Here is a 17,431-nt window from a genome sequence, read left to right as displayed (position 1 = left end):
ACTCGTGGGAGGGATTCCCGTGACGCCCACGATCGACCATGTTCTTCTCACCCGGTTCAACTTGCCCTCCGCCGGTGCCGAGTCTCTTATCCGGGCACGGGACGGATGGCTTCGCGAGCGGGTTGCGCTCTTCGAGGACCGCTGCTTGCCGTCGGTTCTCGAGCAGACGGCGAACGTGTCGTGGATCATCTATTTCGACCCGGAAAGCCCTCGGTGGCTCAAGGAGTGGATCGAGGCCGCGGCCGTGGGGAGTTTCCACCCGATATTTCGGGCCGAAGTCAGCCGGGACGAGCTTGTCGGCGACCTTCGGGAGGTGACGGGTGCGGCTGCTGATGTCCTCGTGACGACGAATCTCGACAACGATGACGCCCTGAGTTCAGACTTCGCCGCCCGCATCCACAGATCAGTCGTCGCGCCGAAACGCCACGCGATCTTCATCCGTCGCGGCCTCATCCTCAAGGACGGCCGCCTCTACCGGCACAGCGACAGGAATAACGCTTTCTGCTCGGTTGCTGAGCCGTGGGATGAGCCGGTCACAGCCTGGGTCGATTGGCACACTCGGCTGGCGGGGAAGATGCCGGCCCGGGTGCTTGGCGGGCCTCCCGGCTGGCTCCAGGTCGTCCACGGGAACAACGTGAGCAACCGCGTCCGTGGCGTCTTGACCTCACCGGGCGCCCACGCGGCCGGATTCGGGGACTTGCTCGCGGGTCTCGACGAGCCCGGCAGAGCCGCCCTGCTCGCTGATCGGACCGTGATCGCACCCCTCCGAGCGGCGCGTCTGGCAGCGCGCACGCTGGCAAAGAATACGCTCCTGCCGATTCTCGGTAAGGAACGCTTCGACCGCCTCAAACACGCCCTCGCCGCAGCTGGTGACGTGCGCCGGTAACCGGCGCCTCGCAGAGGCGAGGCTTTCGCAGATGTGCTGACGGTGCCCGTTCGAGGGGTGCCGGGACCGGGACGCAGTCGGGTTCGCAGTCTCGAGGTGGAGCGACTACTCGCGGAAGTGCGCCTTCGAGCGGCGTACGCTGGACCGGTGCGCTCGATCAGGTTGTCCGCACGAGTGGGAAATGACGGTGGGGATCTCGAGGACCGCGGGTCATATCGTCATCTGTCCCGTCACTAGGAGCGAGCTTCTCTCACGTCGGCTCGTCGTCCTCGCGGCGGCGTCTCGAGTGCGCGTCGCGCATGCGGCCTCCGCCACGGGCCGCAACGGTGACAACCGTGAGGGTGAGGAGCGCGAGGCCAGCCACAGCACGGCGCCTCTCCATCCCCATACTCGTGACACCTGCAGTCTCTGATGACACGGTGGTTCTGATGTGCAGGGACGAGGGGATGCCCATCTCCTCCTGAGAGGTGCGCGCCAGATCTGTCACCCGGCCCGAGAAGTCATTGAGCTGGGCGTCGACCCGCGCCGGTGATTCTCCGACGACTTCGACGACAATGAGAGGCTGGTCGTGCGATGTCTCCCACTGCCCGCCGACGTTGGGAATATGGACCCAGCGCCCGTCTCGAATCCCTGTGCTGGAGAGCGGCGCGGAGGTTGTCTGCTTCTCCTGACCTCCTAATTCGGCGTTGAGCCGCTGCTCGACCACTCCCGCGAGATAAAGGGTTAGGCCGGGATCGGCGATGAGGCCGTTCGAATCGTCTGGACTTTCTGGAAGGACGAAGCGAACGTCAACTCGCCCGTAATACAGAGGTGGAGTTGCAAGGACCGCGGCAGACAGTCCGACCATTGCTACCAGCGCGACCACCGGGAGCACACGCCGTCGCCACGTTGACGAAGTTAGAGCGGTTTTCGCCGATTCCGCCAGCGGCGCCGCCTCCGCTCGGCACAGGTTGAGGTAGGCCCCACACAGTCCAATGACAAGAAAGAACATGCCGCAGGCCTGCGGGAACGAGAAGGCGTCGAACAGGGCGAGGAGGAGCGAGCCGGCCAGGACAGATGCGAGCAGCGCATATCCGAAGGCGGCCATGATCTCGTCCTGCGGCTTCCACACACATCTCATCGACACAGCCGCCCAACACGCGGCACAGATGAGGATAAGGAGGGCGGCGAGGCCGACGGCGCCAGTTTCGACAAGAGTGAGCAGGAACTGGTTGTCGATAATCCGGTAGGAGGGCAGGAACGTCCCCAACCCGCGGCCGAACAGCGGGCTGACGCCGACGAATGAGGCGACAGTGTCGTAGCCCGCTGTCCGGGAGTCAAGGCTTGAGTCCGGCCCGGAGAACATGCCGATGATCGTGCCCGCCATGCCTGGAACTCCGACATAGACGGCGACGAGGCCGAAGCCGATAGCGACTGCCATCCACTGCCGGACGGCCCGCGGCCACGTCCAAAAGAGGACTGCGATGACGACGACAACTCCGAGTAGCGCTGAGCGGGTCACTGACAGGACCGACAGGAAGAGGATGGCGGCGACGGGATACCACCTGGCCACGGCTGATCTCTTTTTGTCGTAGATCGCCACTGTCAGTGCGATCGGCAGGATCATGGCGAGGACGAGCGCAGCTTCGAGCGGATGCATGGCAGTCGAAATCGCTCGAATGAAACCTGCCCGCTCACCGAAAGAAAACCAGCCGTTCTCGACGAGGCCGGGGATGGAAAAGGAATCGACGAAAGCTCGCCGCGTGAAGAATTGGACGAGACCGAGCGTTGCGTAGGCTCCGCCGAAGGCACTGATTCGTCTCATGAGGACGAGGAAGCGCTCGGGAGTGGGGATGCCGTCGTGGGCGATGAGGAGGATGCCCGCCATTGCGGCGAGCCGGAGAAGACCCGTGTCCGCGACTGAACGTTCGACAGCGGGAAGAGACATCGTCGAGGACACAACGTAACTCGCGAGGACGCTGACGGCGAAGAACAGTAACGCAGCGCTGACTGGCTGAAAACGCCGGCCCTCGAATCGCCGGCTTTGCACGCGGTCGAATCCCCATAAGACCAACCCGAAGATGGCGAACAGCGCACCGGGTGACCCGGCACCCCCGAGAACGCCGACTCGACGGTCAGCTGGAATGACGAGGAGAACGACGAGATAGGCCGTAACGAACCAGACTGCGTCCGGCCGCACCGGCAATGCGGAGAAGCCCGTGTCTACATTACTGCCTGTCGAGCGCCGCGGCGCCCCGAGCATGGTCATGACTGGCTGCTGGAGACGAAGTCCGCCGCTGTCATTGGTTTGTCGACCATGTGAGGAAGCGCGGTGCCCATACCTGCCTCAACATCATGCCGACCAGTCTCCTCCCGCGACTGCTCGTCTCTATGAAACTCGTCATCAGACTTTGCCTGCACCTCATGAGCATGCAGAGCCTCATTGTCGGGTTTTTCCTGTCGCTCATCAGCTTGCAGAGCCTCATCATCTGACTTTGTCTGCACCGCATCGGAATGACGAGTCTTGTCATGAGACTTTGCCTGCGTTTGATCTGGTTCAGAGGTTTCCTCGGTCTCCGCCTGCGCCCGCTTCCGTGCGGCCCGGGCAAGCAACGATCGATCAACAACCGCAGCGACCCACACCGTCAATCCGATGCCGAGAGCAGCAACGGTGAGGATGGCGCGGGTCTGCTCTTTCGCCATCCTCGTCGGCTCGTCGCTTTGGACAACCGTCATCGCGCCGATCCGGGAGGCTGACGCCACGCTCAGACCATCCTGGAGTTCCTGCAGGTCGTTTGGGAGCCGGTCAAGGATCGCGTCGCGGAGCGCCTCCGAACGCGGCCCCGACCCCGCTTCGGCGGTGATATTGATGAGAGGTCCGGGTCCAATCGGATCCTTCGCAACCGAATACGATTCGCCGCCGTTGACGAGTGTCTCAGCCACATCGGCAGAGTTGAGTTTGACGGCAAGGACGCTGAGCGCCTGGTCAAGTCCTCCCATGAAAAGGTAGGGATTACCCTCCTCTGTGACGACGGACGGTGGCGGTAGCAGAACGACGGTAGCCGTCGACTCGTAGGTCACCTCGACGGAGCGGGCCACTGCAAAGGCGCCCGCAGCCGTGAGGGCGAGGCAGATGACCACGACGTACCATCTGCGAAGCATCGATCGCCCAAAATCTGTCAGTGTCATTATTCCCCCAGTTGAGTTGGGTAGCGAGCTGCTACTCCTTGAGCGGCGGCAGTGTGTCCTCTCCGCTCGTGGCTCATGTCGGCGCCTGGCCGTCCTCGTTCAGCAGTCGACCAGCCGTCGTCCGTCGACCCTGTGGCGAGGGGCCGGTGCCTGCCCTCAATGAACTCAGCGACCATAGCCTGAGTCCTCCCCCATCCTCCCGGCGCGCTGAGCGAAGTCTTGACGGCGCGCCGCGCAATCTCCGCAGGGGGCGCTGATACGACGTCGGCGAGTGCTCGCGCGAGTGCCTCGGGCGTCGGCTCAGCCCACACCGCACCGGCCGCCTCCATGTCCCGCCGTGCGTCGGCCGACTCATTGAGAACGGGGACGCTACCAGCGGCGAGGAGCTCCCCGGGAACGAGCGACACGTTGGTGAACGACATCGCGAGCCCAGCGATGGTCTCGTTGTACAGGGCGTTCAAGTCGGCCGGTCGCATCGACCCGTGATTGACAATCGGTGCGCGCCAGCCGCGCACCTCATCACCGATGACATGGATCGGTTGGTCAGGGCACAGATCGTGGAAGCGTTCGAGACTCGCCTTGGCTAGGGCATACCCTCGCCGATCGACCGACTGCTTCGCGTAATAGACGACACCGGTGCGCGCCGGAGCCCCTTCCGGGCGTGGGAGAAGCCGGTAGACGTCCCGGTCACAGCCGAACGGGACAACGAACTCAGGTTCGACACCCGACTGGGTCCTGAGTTCGTGGGCGACCATCTCCCCGAGGGCGATGTTGTCGAATCCGAAACGATAGGTCGACTCCGCCAACGAATAGAGATAACCCCTCGGATAGAAGTAGGGCTCGTAGTCCTGAATGAAGTAATACCGTCGGGCGGCGCCCGTGGAGCGGCTGGCCACAACGTGGGCGGAGGCCCACGCGCTCGCCACGATCGCGTCGAAGTTGGCGAGGTCTCCTGTTGCGCTCGCGATTCGTGCCTTCATTCCCGGCCATCCGCGTCGTACAACAGGCTCGTGTCGGGCAGTGTCGTCCGGGCCGCGATCATCGAGAAGCACGACACACTCGTGGCCGCGTTCTTCCATCGCCTCGACCATTCGGAACAGGGTGGTGTGCCCTCCCGAGCCGGCCGCCGGAGGGCTACACACCCATCCAATCGTGAGCGGCCCGCTGTGGCGCGGAGTCTCCTCCGGCTGTCCGGCAGTTCCCGGGCTTGCGATGTCCTCATCTCTCAGGGGGAAGTCGAGTTCGTCCCAGTTCATCGCCGCTCCGCCACGTTGAGCGAGCTTTTTCGTGCCGCGCCGCAGCGTCTCCGCCGGTCCGTATTCGGTCAGTTTCGAGACGATCGCTCGCGATGTGTTGAAGACGTCCATAGTTCCCTCTCCTAGAACTCGCCGCGGCGATGCCACTTGTGAAACGAGCGCTCATAGTGAATCTTGTGGGCCAGGCGCCGCCATCCCGCACCGGGCAGTTCCCCGGGGCGTGGGGCGCGGCCGGCCCGTCGGCGCAATGATTCGACCTCGGCCCGTGTCTTCGCAGAAGTCGAACGGATGTTGGCGAAGTAGAGTTCGAGACGCTCGGCGGGTACCTCGCCGCGATCCGCCTCGTTGCGGGCGGCGGCGATGCTTGCGCGGTCCAAGGACCGATCGGCGGCCACTTGCAGATCGGCAACCCTCGGGATGTCGCGAGCGATCCCTGTGAAGAGCGTGTCGAAGGCCAGTCGCCGCTCCGCGAGGTCAACGAGAGAGTCAACCTTCCGAGCCGACAGGCTCTCTTCGTGCTCCCGGTGCCACGCCTGGTCACATCCGTGAACGTAGGCGACGTCGGAAAATGCCGCGATTCGCATCCACATTTCCATGTCGTGTGTGTGCGCGAGCGGTTGCTGCCCGCCCACCTCGTCGACGACGGACGCGCGCATGACGACCTCTGGCGACGTGATGACGTTGAGCCCATCACGGCACCGCCGAGCAAGCCACTCAGTGCCCGGCCACAGGGTGACCGCTCGCATCTTTGTTCGGGCCGGTGGCAGGACGCCCGAGAAGTGCAGCGGGTGACCGTAAACTAAGCCGACGCTGTCATATGTGGCGAGAACCGCGACAGCTCGGCTGAGGGATCCCGGAGTCAGGAGATCATCCGCATCGAGGCGGACGAGAAACTCGCCGGTGGCTACAGCGAGGCCGTCATTAAAGGTCTCGACGGGGCCCCGATTGACCTCGTGGTGAAAAACATGAACGTTGGAGTCCCGCGCCGCAAGTTCACGCGCGACCGTGAGGCTCGAGTCAGTCGAGCAGTCATCGACAATGATGACCTCTGTCCGCACACCCGACTGCCGCAACGCACTCGTGACCGCGCCGGGAAGATAGTCGGCATAGTTGTAGCACGGGATGACAACGCTGACGAGGGGCGGTGACGCCGCGGACTGCGGCGGGCGAACCGTTCGCACCGACGTGAGCTCGCCAATACCGTGGAACTGGCTCTCGGTGGGGAGCTTGCTCAGTTCGGTCAGTGACATGGTGACGTCCTTTCGGGTCGCGGTCAAGATGTCGTTCGTGCAGGTGCGGCATCGGTCCTCGCATTGACCGGGGCGGTCCTTACGTGCCGGTGCGACGATGTGCTGCGCCGTGTGGAGGGTGGGGTCGCGGGAGACTGAGTCGTCGGCTCGACGGGAGCGTCGCCCGAAAGGCCGGGAACGGCCGGGTCGCCAAGGCGGCTCGCGACAGCGAGGCGGCCGCGAAGCCACACACCGATGATGAGCACATAGACGGTGGATCCGACGACCCCGCCAGCAAGGAGGCGCAGAAGTGGGCCATGAACGAGCTCCATGACGATGAGCACTGCCGTCGCGGCCGGAACAGAGGCCGCCGCCGGTGGCCACATCGCGGCCCACAGGAGGCGCAGACTCGCCCCTGCTCGCGCCAACGCCCAGCAATAGGCGGGTGCGACGACAACGAGCGAGACGACGAGGTGACCGGCGGCCGCCCCGACCCCACCCGCCATCCGCGTCCCCACGTAGAGGGCAGGGATAAGGGCAACGAGCCAGGCAGCCTGGACGAGAAGCACGGCGGCGGAATGGCCGCGAGCAAGGAGGAACGCCACTGCCAGATCGAACACGGTTCGCAGGGCACCGAAGAGTCCAAGGATCGTGAGGATGGGAGCCGCGAAAAGCCACTTCTCCCCGTATACGATCTCGATGACGGGGGCGGCAAGGAGGGCGAGCATGAGGCCAGCGAGGAGGGCAAACGTCCACGTCGGTGCGACAGCGTCAGCGAGAACACGGTCGCGGGGCGCACCGGAGCGTGAGAAGGCGGGAAGGGCCACGGCTCGGACAACCTGGCCGAAAGCGCTCATGGGCCAGTTCGAGATGTTGAAGGCGAGGAAGTAGAAGCCGAGCGCGGCCGGGCCAGCCAGGTGGGAAATGACGATCTTGTCGGAGCTGAGGAGCACCCAGGACAGCAGGTTCGCTCCCGCGACAGGCAGGCCGAAGGCGAGGACCTGCGGAACGAGCGAGCGATCGAATCCGAACCTCGGCCGTTCTCCCGAGAGGACAAACTGGAGGGTCACCGACGTGAGCTGCGCGATAACACGAGAGACGGCGAGTGCCATGACTCCCCACCCGGCAAGAACGAGAGCGACAGTGACGACGGTGCCGACGAGAAAATCCGCGAAGTTCGCGACGAAGAGTTTCTTCTGCTCAAAGTTTCGTTGGAGGCTCGCGAACGGGACGACACCGATACCAGCAAAAACGAGCGTGAGCGATATGACGGCGATGACGGGACCGGCTTCGGCGCTACCGAGAAGCTCGGCGGTCCCCTGCGCCGACCAGACCATGATGAGAGAAAGCGACGCCCCCGTCACGAGCCCCAACGTCGCGACCGTCGGAGCTTTTCGTTCATGGTCCGGTGACCGGATGAGGTCCGTGCTCAGGCCAAAATCGGCGAGCGTCATGAGGACTGCCTGGACGGTGAGAGCGATGGCGTAGATCCCGAACTGCTCGGGTGAGAGAAGCCGGGCGAGGAAGATGCCGACAGCAACGGTGCCGAACCTGAGAACGAGAGCACTGAGGGCGCTCCAGGCAAGCCCATGCCGCAGGCTCGGGCTCGTGTTGACGTGACGCGTCATGTTCGAACCCGACGTCGAACGGCCCGAGCGACGTAGAACTTTGCCAGCCGCGCCAGCGACTGCGACAGGCGCACGGTCGCCTGAGTACGGTGGTGCGGCGATGTCGCAGCGTTGGAGTAAAGACTCTCAAGCCGGTCTGCTGCACGACGCAGGCTGAAACCGGACGTCACGAGGTCTCTGTTCCATGCGCCGAGCTCTGACCTGAGGAGGGGCTGCGACAGCACCTTGCGCAGGGCGGGCAGAAGATCATCGGCGCCGTTCCCACCGCTGCCGTAGAAGCCAGCCCACAGAAATTCGCTGGCAGTGTGCGGGGTGAGGAGGCGGGTGAAGCCCCGCTCGCCCTGGACGATGACGGGCTTGCCGAACGACATAGCTCGAAGGATCGAGCTACCCATGCCGACAACAACGTCAGCGGATTCGTAACCGGTTGACGCGTCAGTCATATTCCCCGTGATCTCGACAACGAGCCGGCCTGCTTGGGCGTTGACCTGCTGAGCGCGCGCCCGGATTCTGGGCAGAGCGGGACCGTCGCCGACGACAAGAAGGCGAACGGGAAGCTTCTCCGCGAGGACGGAGACGGCGTCGATCGCCGCTTCGACGCCGCTGGCCTTGCCGAGCTCGTCCGTCATCCGGCAGATGACGCTGACGATAAGGGCGTCGGCAGGTAAGCCGAGACGGCGCCGCGCAGCGGCGACATCGACCGTCCGGTCAGTGTCGGTGTCGATTGGAGGTTCGATGACGTCGACGTCGCGTTGCGAGCGGATCTCGGCCGCCAGTGCCTCCGTGCCGACGATGAGTGGCACGTCGGCCGGAAGATACTCTGGCACGTCCATTGACAGCACGGTCATGATCTGAGGTGTCGCGAGTAGCTGACGCACGCCATAGGCGGCGCCCAGGCTCGGCGCCCACTCGTACGTGTGGATGAGATCTGGGTCGAATGATGTCGTGAGGGCGATAAGCCCTCTCGCCCACGCGAGCGAGAGGCGGTTTCCCGCGGGGGATATGACGAGCTCAAGTCCGAGATCGTCGACCCTGTCCGCGAGCGCTCCGGATGAGGAGTAGATGATGACGTCATGGCCGCGGTCCCGCACGGCGGCAGCCAGTTCGATGGCAGTGATCTGGCTGCCGCCCATGGCAAGCTCGTGGGGGCACACGATGATTCTCATGAGCCCGGTCTCCCGGTGTGCGTTGACCGGACCGCGTCTGTCACACGGTCGGCGACATATTCCTGCTGGGCGGGGGTGATATGCGGGTAGAGCGGTAGAGAAAGGATCCGACTCGCGGCCTTCTCGGCGACGGGGAAGGATCCGGGGCCGTACCCGAGGTGCGCGAATGCTCCGGTCAGGTGGACTGGAGTTGGATAGTGCATGCTTGCGCCGATTTTTGCCTCATTGAGGATTCGAAGCACCTCATCGCGGTTGTCAACACGGACGACGTAGAGGTGCCAGACGTCGACGTTGCCGTCTGCTGACTCCGGCAGTTCGAGGCCGGGGATGTCGGCGAGGAGCTCGCCGTACCGGCGGGCAGCCTCCCGGCGCAACTCATTCCAGCCGTCGAGCCGCGCAAGCTTGGCCCGCAGGACGACGGCCTGAATCGCGTCGAGCCGCGAGTTGAGACCAACCGTGTCGTGGCGGTACTTGGCAGCGCTTCCATGATCGGCGAGCAAGCGAACGTGAGAGGCGACGTCGTCGTCGGATGTGAGGACGGCGCCCGCGTCGCCCGCGGCCCCCAGATTCTTGCCTGGATAGAAGCTCGTGCCAGCAGCGCAGCCGAGCGTGCCCGCCGCCCGCCCCCACCGGGTGGCACCCTGGGATTGCGCGGCATCCTCGACAATGACCGCGCCCTGCTCGGCGGCAATCGGCTCGAGTTCCTCGACGAACGCTGTCTGGCCGAAGAGGTGAACGGGAATGATCGCCTGGGTGGCGGGAGTCATGGCCTTGGCGACCGCTGCTGGGTCGATGAGGAGGAAGTTCGGATCGACGTCGACAGGAACGGGGATGGCGCCGATGCGGGCGATGGCTTCGGCGGTGGCAACGAATGTATTGGCGGGGAAGATGACCTCTCCCCCGGCGGTGACACCGCTCCCCCTGAGGGCGAGCTCGAGGGCGTCCGTTCCATTGCCGACACCAATGCAGTGGCGTACGCCCGTAAAGCGCGCGTACTCGCGTTCGAACGCGGCGACTGCCGGTCCCCCGATGAAGGCGGTGCGAGCAAAGATGTCCTCGAGGCCGGCTTTCACTTCCTCGTCGATCTCTCGCTGTTGCGCACCAAGATCGACAAGCGGTATCGGGCCGAGATCCGTCAGTTCTGTTGTCATGTCCTCGCCTCCTGGCGGATTGTTGAATTCTGCGTCGCCGAGACGCGGTCAGCTTCGGAGAGACGCGGTGGGAGTGTGGCCGCGGGATTGCCCGCCCACGTCTGCCCATCGGGCAGGCTCCGCACGAGGACACCTCCCATGCCGAGGACGGCTCCTTCACCGACGGAAAGATCCTGACGTACGGACGCGTTCATGCCGAGGTAGGCAGAGCGGCCGATCCGCACCCGTCCGCCGACGGACACGCCGGCCGCCAGAGTGGCGAAGTCCCCGACGACATCGTCGTGAGTGAGGACGACTCGCGGCATGAGAACGACGTGGGAGCCCAGGGCGATGTCGCAGGTGAGGACACATCCGGCGAGGATGATGGTGCCCGCTCCGACGGTGACTCGCTCGCCGATGTCCGCACGTTCGTCGACGTGGGTCGCGAACCGGTCCGGGCCAACGCCGTACGCCTCAAGACGAGCGACGATTGCCGCTCGGATGTGCCCAGGTCCAGCGCACACGAGAAAGTGGTCGTTCAACTCGGCCGCGCGTTCGAGCCCTCCGAGAACGCGAACCCCGCCGATATCTCGGCCGTGCAGAGCCGTGTCATCATCAAGCACTCCGACGGCCTCGTGAGTGTCAGTGTGTCGGATGGAGGAGATGGTCTCGCGGGCCAGCCCACTGGCGGCGACGAGGACGACGCGGCTCATGACACCGCTCCCGCCGCTACGTGGGCCGAGGGAGCTCGGCCGGGCTGCCCCGCGGCCGCCCGCACGACCGTGACAATCCGGTCCAGTGACTGTGCGTCGAGGTCGTGGTGGAGGGGGAGGATGAGGGTGCTGTCGGTCAGCCGCTCCGTCACCGGCAGACTGAGCCTGGGATGGGCGTGGGCTGGCTGGCGGTGGGCCGCCATGATCCCCCGCCGTGCAGAAATACCGGCCGCTGCGAGATGCTCGAGTAGCTCTTCGCGGCCCGTCGGGAAGCCGGGCATGAGTTCAACCCAGAACGACTGAAAGTTCGAGGTTCCCCACGCGGGGTCGTCGATGAGCCGCAGCCCCAGCACGTCGGCGAGAGCCGCACGGTAGGCGGCGACGAGCTCGCGCCGGCGGGCAACCATGGTGTCGAGCCGTTCGAGCTGGACGAGACCAATCGCGGCCTGGACGTCCGTCATCCGATAGTTGAAGCCGATCTCCGTGTAGCTCTCCCGCGGTGCAAGGAGGGTCCGGTGGCGCTCGGCCGCCGAGACATCCATGGCATGTTCCCGTAACCGCCGGGCACGCTCGGCCCAGTCGGCACGATTCGTCGTCAGCATGCCGCCCTCCCCGGTCGTGAGAATTTTGCGAGGATGGAAAGACCAGGCGGTCACATCAGCTCCGATACCTACCGGGGCTCCCCTGTATGTTGATCCGACGCCGCACGCCGCATCCTCAACGAGAACGAGGCCAGCCTCATCGCACAGTCGCCGAATCGGGTCGAGATCGACCGGCATCCCGCCCTGATCGACGGCGATGACGGCACGGGTGGCGGGAGTGAGAGCGGCGACGACAGTCTCGGCGGTGACGTTTCCAGTCTCCGCGTCGACCTCGGCGAACACCGGACGGGCCCCGACGTAGGTGGGGGCATTTGCGGTGGCGATGAAGGAGAAGGAGGGGAGGACGACATCATCCCCGGGCTGTACTCCAGCGACGAGGAGCGCGAGATGAAGGGCTGCCGTGCAACTTGAGGCCGCGACGCCGTGCTCGACGCCCTGACGGGCGGCGAAGGCGCGTTCGAACTCGGCCACCTTCGGTCCCTGGGCAACCCAGCCGGAGGCGATGACCTCCGCGACCGCGTCGGCCTCCTCTGGGCCCAGCCACGGCTTCATGACGTCGATGCGCTCGCTCATGTCGACACCCCGCTTGGCTCCCAGTTCGTGTCGGTCACGAGCATGTTCGACGTTGCGCGAGCCTGAAACCAGTCGACGAGGTCCGCGATGCCGTCCGCGAGGACGACGTTCGGTGTGAGACCCGTGAGCCGCGCCATGGTGGAACCGTCGGCACACAGCCGCAGAACGTCCCCTGGGCGGGCGGGCAGCATTCGCGGCGTGAGATCGGGGCGGTCGAGAGCGTCAGCGATGAGGCGACACACCTCCCGCATCGACGTTTCCACGCCGGTTCCGATCGTCACGGTGCGGCCAATCGCCTCCTCGCACTCGGCGAGAGCGAGGAGTCCAGCTGCCGTGTCGGACACGTGCATGAAGTCCCGTGTCTGGCTGCCATCCCCGTAGAGAACGGGCCGCTCCCCATTGATCATGCGAACGATGGTGCGTGGAATGATTTCCCCGCTGTCACCCTCGACATGACTGCGGGTGCCGTAGGTGTTGAACGGGCGGACGACGACGACCGGCATTCCGTACGTGCGGAACATCGCCCGCGAATATGCCTCGCCAGCAAGCTTTCCCGCGCCGTAGACCGTCTCGGGCCACGTCGGGTGATTCTCGTCCATCGGGACCGTCCGGGCCGTGCCGAAGACCTCACTCGAGCTCACGTGGATGAAGCGAGTCACCCCAGCATCGCGCGCCGCCAGAGCGACCGTGAGCGAACCGGTCGCGTTCACCTCGTGGTTGTCGACCGGGTTGTGGAGGCTGTGGCGCACGCCAAGGCACGCGAGGTGAAAGACGACGTCCGCGCCCGACAGAACAGAGTCGACGAGTTTGCGGTCGCGGATGTCACCGACAACGAGGGTGAACCTCGGGTCTGCCTCCCAGCGGGAGAGGTTCTCCGCCGAGCCGTTGTCGAGAGTGTCGAGGACGAGCACGTGGGCCGGGGCTCGCGTAGCAAGTAGCGCATCGACAGTGTGACTGCCGATGAAGCCGGCTCCCCCAGTAACGACGATCCGCGCGCCGTCCAGCGTGCTCACGACACCCCCTGCGCGTCAACCACGACAAGCGGCGCAACAGGTCCGCCAACCGTCAAGCTACGACTCGTTGCCTCGAGGACGGACAGTACCCGCAGGGCCGCTTCGCCATCGGTTGGGGACGGCACCCCCGAGCGGATGCTCGACGCATACTGGCCAACCATGAGCCCGAGCGGCTCGACCTCGGAGAGAGCGGGCGACCACGTGTCACCCAGCCTGTAGGAGATCGCCGCGCCCTTTCGCTCGACCGCGTCGTCGAGCATCATCTCCTGCCGCTCGAGATCAACGCCGCGGTCAAAAAGCGACAGCCGCTGCTGCGGGTTGAGGTCGTCCCACACGAGCGTCATTCGGCTACCACCGATGACCATCCGACGGATCTTCGTCGGCGACAGCCAGTTGACGTGGATGTGGGCGAGAGCCCCGCCAGGGAGGGGAATCGTCAGATAGCCGAGGCAGGACTTGCCTGAGCCAAGTGGGTCGGCACCCTCGGCGAGAACAGACGGCGGGTTGATCCCGCCGGGCAGAATAAAGTCGAGAATCGACAGGTCGTGCGGAGCGAGGTCCCAGAAGACATCGACATCGGGCTGGACGAGCCCGAGATTGATGCGGACCGAGTCGACATAGAGGATGTCGCCGAGCTTTCCTGCCGCAATGAGGTCACGGATTTTGAGCACGGCAGGGGTGTAGCAGTACGTGTGGTCAGCCATGAGTATTCGGCCTGCCGCCCGCGCGGCCTCGACCATGTCCTGCCCGGCCCCGGTCGAGTGAGCGAGCGGCTTTTCAACTAGGACGTGCTTGCCGGCCGCGATCGCCGCCATGGCGATCTCGTGGTGGGTCCTGGCCGGAGTCGCGATCGCGACGGCGTCAAGCTCACACGAGTCGAGAAGCTCGCTCACGGATTCAGCGACAGCCGGACCGCCGGTCTTGCGAGCGAGCAGCTCAGCCCGCGCTCTGTCTCGATCGCAGATGGCGACGAGCTCCCATTCGGGCGAAGCTGCGAAATTGCGGGCAAGATTCGGTCCCCAATATCCTGCGCCAATCACGGCGACGCGTAGCGGGGTAAGACGTTCGGATAGTGTGCTCATCAGTATGCTCCTGACGGTGTGATCATGACTCGGAAGGTGCGCCACATGATCGCGAGATCACCGGCGACGGACCAGTTTTCGACGTAATAGAGGTCCAACCGGACGCTCTCCTCCCAGTCCAGATCGGAGCGGCCGTTAATCTGCCACAGTCCCGTCAGCCCAGGCTTGATGTAGAGCCGCCGATGCGTAGACCCTTCATAGGTTGCGACCTCCGACGGCAGTGGCGGGCGCGGCCCAACGAGCGACATGTCGCCCTTGAGGACGTTGTAAAACTGGGGGAACTCGTCGAGGGAGTACTTGCGTAGCCACGCTCCAACCGGGGTGACCCGGGGATCGTTTTTCAGCTTAAATAGCGGCCCCGCGCCCTCGTTTTTCTGCGTGAGAGCCTCGAGATCCCGTTCGGCGGTCGCCACCATGGAACGGAATTTGTACATCGTGAAGTTACGACCGCGACGGCCCGTACGGACCTGGCGGAAGATGACCCCACCGGGGCTGCCCGTCGCGACAAGCACGGCGATGAGGAGGAAGAGCGGGGCAAGAACAATGAGGGCGGCCAGGGAAACGGCGATGTCCATACCCCGCTTGACGACGTGCCGGTAGCCGGAGAACGTCGGCAGTTCCACGTGAAGGAGGGGAAGCCCCTCAACCGGGCGCAGCCGAATCCGCGGACTCGCCACGTTCGTGAGAGAAGGGACGAGGATGACCTCCGTACGTGCGTCCTCGAGCCGCCAACCGAGCTCCTGAATGGCCCGGTTCCCGCCCGGTAGCGATCCGGCGATAACGACCGCATCTGCGCCCAGCCGACCGACGTCCTCTTCAAGACCAGAGCTACCCCGGATGAGGGGAACACCTGGGCTTGCGGCACGAATGCGGGCCTCCGCATCCGGGTCCGCTTCCCCGTCGAGGACAACCCCGACGACGCGGTAGGCCGCCCCGGACTTCCGCGAGATCTGCCGAACAACATAGGACGTGTCCTTCGCCTGCCCGTAGATGACGACGTCACTCAGCGCGTGGCCACGCTTGCGCTGTGACTGAAGCCAGGCACGCCAGCCCCATCGGCCGAGGAAGAGTCCGACAAGCCCGGCCGGCAGCGAGGCGACGATGAAGCCGCGCAAACCCATGTCGCCCCCGATGACGGCGATAAGCGACAGCGCTCCGGCGACGGCGGCGGTTCCTCCGATGACCGCACGAAACTCGTACGTGCCAACGGCGATGTACCCCGCCGCCCTGGAATGAACAAGCTGGAGGGCGAGGATCCACGCGACGCCGACGAAGGCAGCAAGACCGAAACTCGTGGCGAGATTCACCTCATCGACAAACACGGAACCCGCTCCGCCAACTCCAAAGACGACAGGCAGTGAGATCGCGAGAGTGATGACGGCGATATCGGTGATGAGAAGGCGGCGCCGGTATCTCTGCCGCCAGTGGAGGGCCTCGCGCACCGTGCCGAGTGGGCTCACCACCCGGTCGCCGAACGCGGGTACGCGCCAGCCAGATGCCTGCACCAAGTTTGCCCGGTACCCGTCGAAGCCGCGTGCCGTGTCGATTCCCATGCGTTGACTCCCCCAGTCATGTCAGTCCCGGCCGACGCTGGCCGAGTCCACATTTCGCGCCGTTTCAGCGAGCCTAGGTGGCGCCCGCCCGCCACACACGAGTGAGTGCGTACTCGATTTTCGAGCGGGTACCCGGACCCTGGTACTCGGATCCACTCGATGCACACTCGGCTGGCTTGTCCGGGGACTCGGATATTGGGTCCTCACAGCACAAAGGGGAGCCGGCGGCTGCTGGGGGTGGAACCCACATGGGGTTCACGTCAACCGCCGACTCCGTCCTTGTAAGCGCTCAGGCCGCATGACCGATTTTGCTTGGGCGCCCGGTGGGATTGGCGAGTGCGTCGTCGGCTACGCCGTTCCCGACTTGAGGCTATGTTTCACAGGGTGCAACGGCACGCGTGGAGCGCACCCACATCTGCACGAAAACTACGCGATTCACATCCCGTCTATACCCGGGTCAAACTCCGAGCTCAGTTGCGACCGGTCGGCAATTCCAAGCTTGGCGAAGATCCGATACAGGTGACCCTCGACAGTTCTCTGGGAGACGGTGAGCGCCCGAGCGATGTCGGCGTTACTCTTGCCGGACCGCGTCAGGCGAACAATCTCCTCCTCACGGCTCGTGAGCTCGGCTATCGCAAGGGCCCGTGCGGCGTAGTCGCCGGGGGTGACACCGTGACTTCGGACAAGTCTCCTCAGCTGGCGCACAACGATCCCACACCGCCGGACATCACCCGCGGTGGACCAGAGGTGCGCTGCTCGGGCGAGGGCCTGCACGGCAATGCCCCAGTACCCTGACGTCGTGGCGTCCCGCGCGAGCTCCTCGGCCGCCGCCGGATCGGGGTCGTCGAAGACGTCGACGAGGCGAGCGAGGCGAGCTGCCCTGCTCCCTTCCGCTGCCCGGGCGAGATCAGCGAGCCGGCGGCGAGTGGAGCGACCCGCGGCGTCGACAAGACGGCCCGAGTCGCCTGCGAGTAGTTCCCGTTCGAAAAGCGGATAGTCTGCGAGGGTCTCGCCTTTCGCGGCCGCGAAGGCTGCCCGCGCGAGAATCTGACGCGGTTGCGGGGCGCGGTCGAGACTCACGAAGTCGAGCCAGACGTCCGGTTGCGCGGAGTCGATCGATGGGGTGGACAGCACGCGGAGCGCGAGTGCTACCGGCAGTAGCTGCGCCGCGTCACGAAGCCGAAGTTCAGCGACCGACTCGTTGAGGGTGCGCCGGGCCCGGCTCGTCTGACCCCGCGCGAGTTCGACGAGAGAGCGGATGATGGCGAAAGCTCCAGCTCGATAGAGGGCGGCGTGCAAGCTAGGTGTACTGTCCGGGGAGGTTGGTTAAGCGGGTGATTGGGGCGAGCCTGTCGCAGGCTGTGTGGGGTCGGTGATGATTATAGTGATGCAGCCATCCTGGTAGGGCGTCTCGTCGCTCGGTTTCTGAGGT

At 65.0% G+C, this 17,431-nt stretch carries 15 protein-coding genes; 1 reads left to right on the top strand and 14 read right to left on the bottom strand.

Going from position 1 to position 17,431, the window contains the following annotated elements:
* Nucleotides 1-19 precede the first annotated feature (19 nt).
* Complete coding sequence (locus tag H7E91_RS01750; RefSeq protein ID WP_194309116.1) at nt 20-886, top strand: glycosyltransferase; 867 nt, start codon at nt 20-22, stop codon at nt 884-886.
* A gap of 250 nt (nt 887-1,136) precedes the next feature.
* Here H7E91_RS01750 and H7E91_RS01745 read toward each other — a convergent pair whose 3' ends face one another.
* The 14 genes from H7E91_RS01745 to H7E91_RS01680 all read right to left on the bottom strand — a co-directional run.
* Nucleotides 1,137-3,065, bottom strand: a complete 1,929-nt coding sequence (locus H7E91_RS01745) for an O-antigen ligase family protein (protein ID WP_182353359.1) — start codon at nt 3,063-3,065, stop codon at nt 1,137-1,139.
* 65 nt (nt 3,066-3,130) lie between these two features.
* On the bottom strand, nt 3,131-4,054 hold the full coding sequence (locus tag H7E91_RS01740) for a YveK family protein (RefSeq protein ID WP_182353358.1): 924 nt from the start codon (nt 4,052-4,054) through the stop codon (nt 3,131-3,133).
* A complete protein-coding gene (locus H7E91_RS01735; RefSeq protein WP_182353357.1) occupies nt 4,054-5,421 on the bottom strand; it encodes a glycosyltransferase family 4 protein in 1,368 nt (455 codons plus the stop codon). The genes H7E91_RS01740 and H7E91_RS01735 overlap by 1 nt, the downstream gene beginning before the upstream one ends.
* Nucleotides 5,422-5,432: 11 nt before the next feature.
* Entirely contained in the window at nt 5,433-6,560 is a 1,128-nt protein-coding gene (locus H7E91_RS01730) for a glycosyltransferase family 2 protein (protein ID WP_182353356.1), read from the bottom strand.
* A 23-nt stretch (nt 6,561-6,583) separates the two neighbouring features.
* The gene (locus H7E91_RS01725; RefSeq protein ID WP_182353355.1) at nt 6,584-8,167 is read right to left on the bottom strand and encodes an oligosaccharide flippase family protein; all 1,584 of its coding nucleotides are present in this window, start codon (nt 8,165-8,167) and stop codon (nt 6,584-6,586) included.
* Complete coding sequence (locus H7E91_RS01720; RefSeq protein WP_182353354.1) at nt 8,164-9,333, bottom strand: glycosyltransferase; 1,170 nt, start codon at nt 9,331-9,333, stop codon at nt 8,164-8,166. Before H7E91_RS01720 ends, H7E91_RS01725 begins: the two co-directional genes overlap by 4 nt.
* Nucleotides 9,330-10,484: a DegT/DnrJ/EryC1/StrS family aminotransferase gene (locus H7E91_RS01715; RefSeq protein WP_182353353.1), complete on the bottom strand. Its 1,155-nt coding sequence runs from the start codon at nt 10,482-10,484 to the stop codon at nt 9,330-9,332. The genes H7E91_RS01720 and H7E91_RS01715 overlap by 4 nt, the downstream gene beginning before the upstream one ends.
* On the bottom strand, nt 10,481-11,176 hold the full coding sequence (locus H7E91_RS01710; RefSeq protein WP_182353352.1) for a NeuD/PglB/VioB family sugar acetyltransferase: 696 nt from the start codon (nt 11,174-11,176) through the stop codon (nt 10,481-10,483). Before H7E91_RS01710 ends, H7E91_RS01715 begins: the two co-directional genes overlap by 4 nt.
* The gene (locus tag H7E91_RS01705) at nt 11,173-12,351 is read right to left on the bottom strand and encodes a DegT/DnrJ/EryC1/StrS family aminotransferase (RefSeq protein WP_206680327.1); all 1,179 of its coding nucleotides are present in this window, start codon (nt 12,349-12,351) and stop codon (nt 11,173-11,175) included. Before H7E91_RS01705 ends, H7E91_RS01710 begins: the two co-directional genes overlap by 4 nt.
* Nucleotides 12,348-13,364, bottom strand: coding sequence for a GDP-mannose 4,6-dehydratase (locus tag H7E91_RS01700; RefSeq protein ID WP_206680326.1), 1,017 nt, complete (start codon nt 13,362-13,364; stop codon nt 12,348-12,350). The genes H7E91_RS01705 and H7E91_RS01700 overlap by 4 nt, the downstream gene beginning before the upstream one ends.
* Nucleotides 13,361-14,446: a Gfo/Idh/MocA family protein gene (locus H7E91_RS01695; RefSeq protein WP_182353351.1), complete on the bottom strand. Its 1,086-nt coding sequence runs from the start codon at nt 14,444-14,446 to the stop codon at nt 13,361-13,363. Before H7E91_RS01695 ends, H7E91_RS01700 begins: the two co-directional genes overlap by 4 nt.
* Complete coding sequence (locus H7E91_RS01690; RefSeq protein ID WP_182353350.1) at nt 14,446-15,999, bottom strand: sugar transferase; 1,554 nt, start codon at nt 15,997-15,999, stop codon at nt 14,446-14,448. Before H7E91_RS01690 ends, H7E91_RS01695 begins: the two co-directional genes overlap by 1 nt.
* A 435-nt stretch (nt 16,000-16,434) precedes the next feature.
* Nucleotides 16,435-17,298 carry a helix-turn-helix domain-containing protein gene (locus tag H7E91_RS01685; protein ID WP_182353349.1) on the bottom strand — a complete coding sequence of 288 codons (864 nt, stop codon included), beginning with the start codon at nt 17,296-17,298 and terminating at the stop codon, nt 16,435-16,437.
* Nucleotide 17,299: 1 nt separating this feature from the next.
* A partial coding sequence (locus tag H7E91_RS01680) for an integrase core domain-containing protein (RefSeq protein WP_182353348.1) occupies nt 17,300-17,431 on the bottom strand: 132 nt, incomplete at its 5' end.

It is taken from the genome of Flaviflexus huanghaiensis (assembly GCF_014118685.1).
GTDB classification, from domain to species: Bacteria; Actinomycetota; Actinomycetes; order Actinomycetales; family Actinomycetaceae; genus Flaviflexus; species Flaviflexus huanghaiensis.
This window is presented reverse-complemented; position numbering and strand designations above follow the sequence as displayed.

Bases quoted from the DNA above. Each gene is read 5' to 3' on its own strand.
- H7E91_RS01730 (WP_182353356.1), bottom strand. From the start codon at position 6,560: ATGTCACTGACCGAACTGAGCAAGCTCCCCACCGAGAGCCAGTTCCAC.
- H7E91_RS01695 (WP_182353351.1), bottom strand. From the start codon at position 14,446: ATGAGCACACTATCCGAACGTCTTACCCCGCTACGCGTCGCCGTGATT.
- H7E91_RS01720 (WP_182353354.1), bottom strand. From the start codon at position 9,333: ATGAGAATCATCGTGTGCCCCCACGAGCTTGCCATGGGCGGCAGCCAG.
- H7E91_RS01715 (WP_182353353.1), bottom strand. From the start codon at position 10,484: ATGACAACAGAACTGACGGATCTCGGCCCGATACCGCTTGTCGATCTT.
- H7E91_RS01705 (WP_206680327.1), bottom strand. From the start codon at position 12,351: ATGAGCGAGCGCATCGACGTCATGAAGCCGTGGCTGGGCCCAGAGGAG.
- H7E91_RS01690 (WP_182353350.1), bottom strand. From the start codon at position 15,999: ATGGGAATCGACACGGCACGCGGCTTCGACGGGTACCGGGCAAACTTG.
- H7E91_RS01735 (WP_182353357.1), bottom strand. From the start codon at position 5,421: ATGGACGTCTTCAACACATCGCGAGCGATCGTCTCGAAACTGACCGAA.
- H7E91_RS01710 (WP_182353352.1), bottom strand. From the start codon at position 11,176: ATGAGCCGCGTCGTCCTCGTCGCCGCCAGTGGGCTGGCCCGCGAGACC.
- H7E91_RS01725 (WP_182353355.1), bottom strand. From the start codon at position 8,167: ATGACGCGTCACGTCAACACGAGCCCGAGCCTGCGGCATGGGCTTGCC.
- H7E91_RS01740 (WP_182353358.1), bottom strand. From the start codon at position 4,054: ATGACACTGACAGATTTTGGGCGATCGATGCTTCGCAGATGGTACGTC.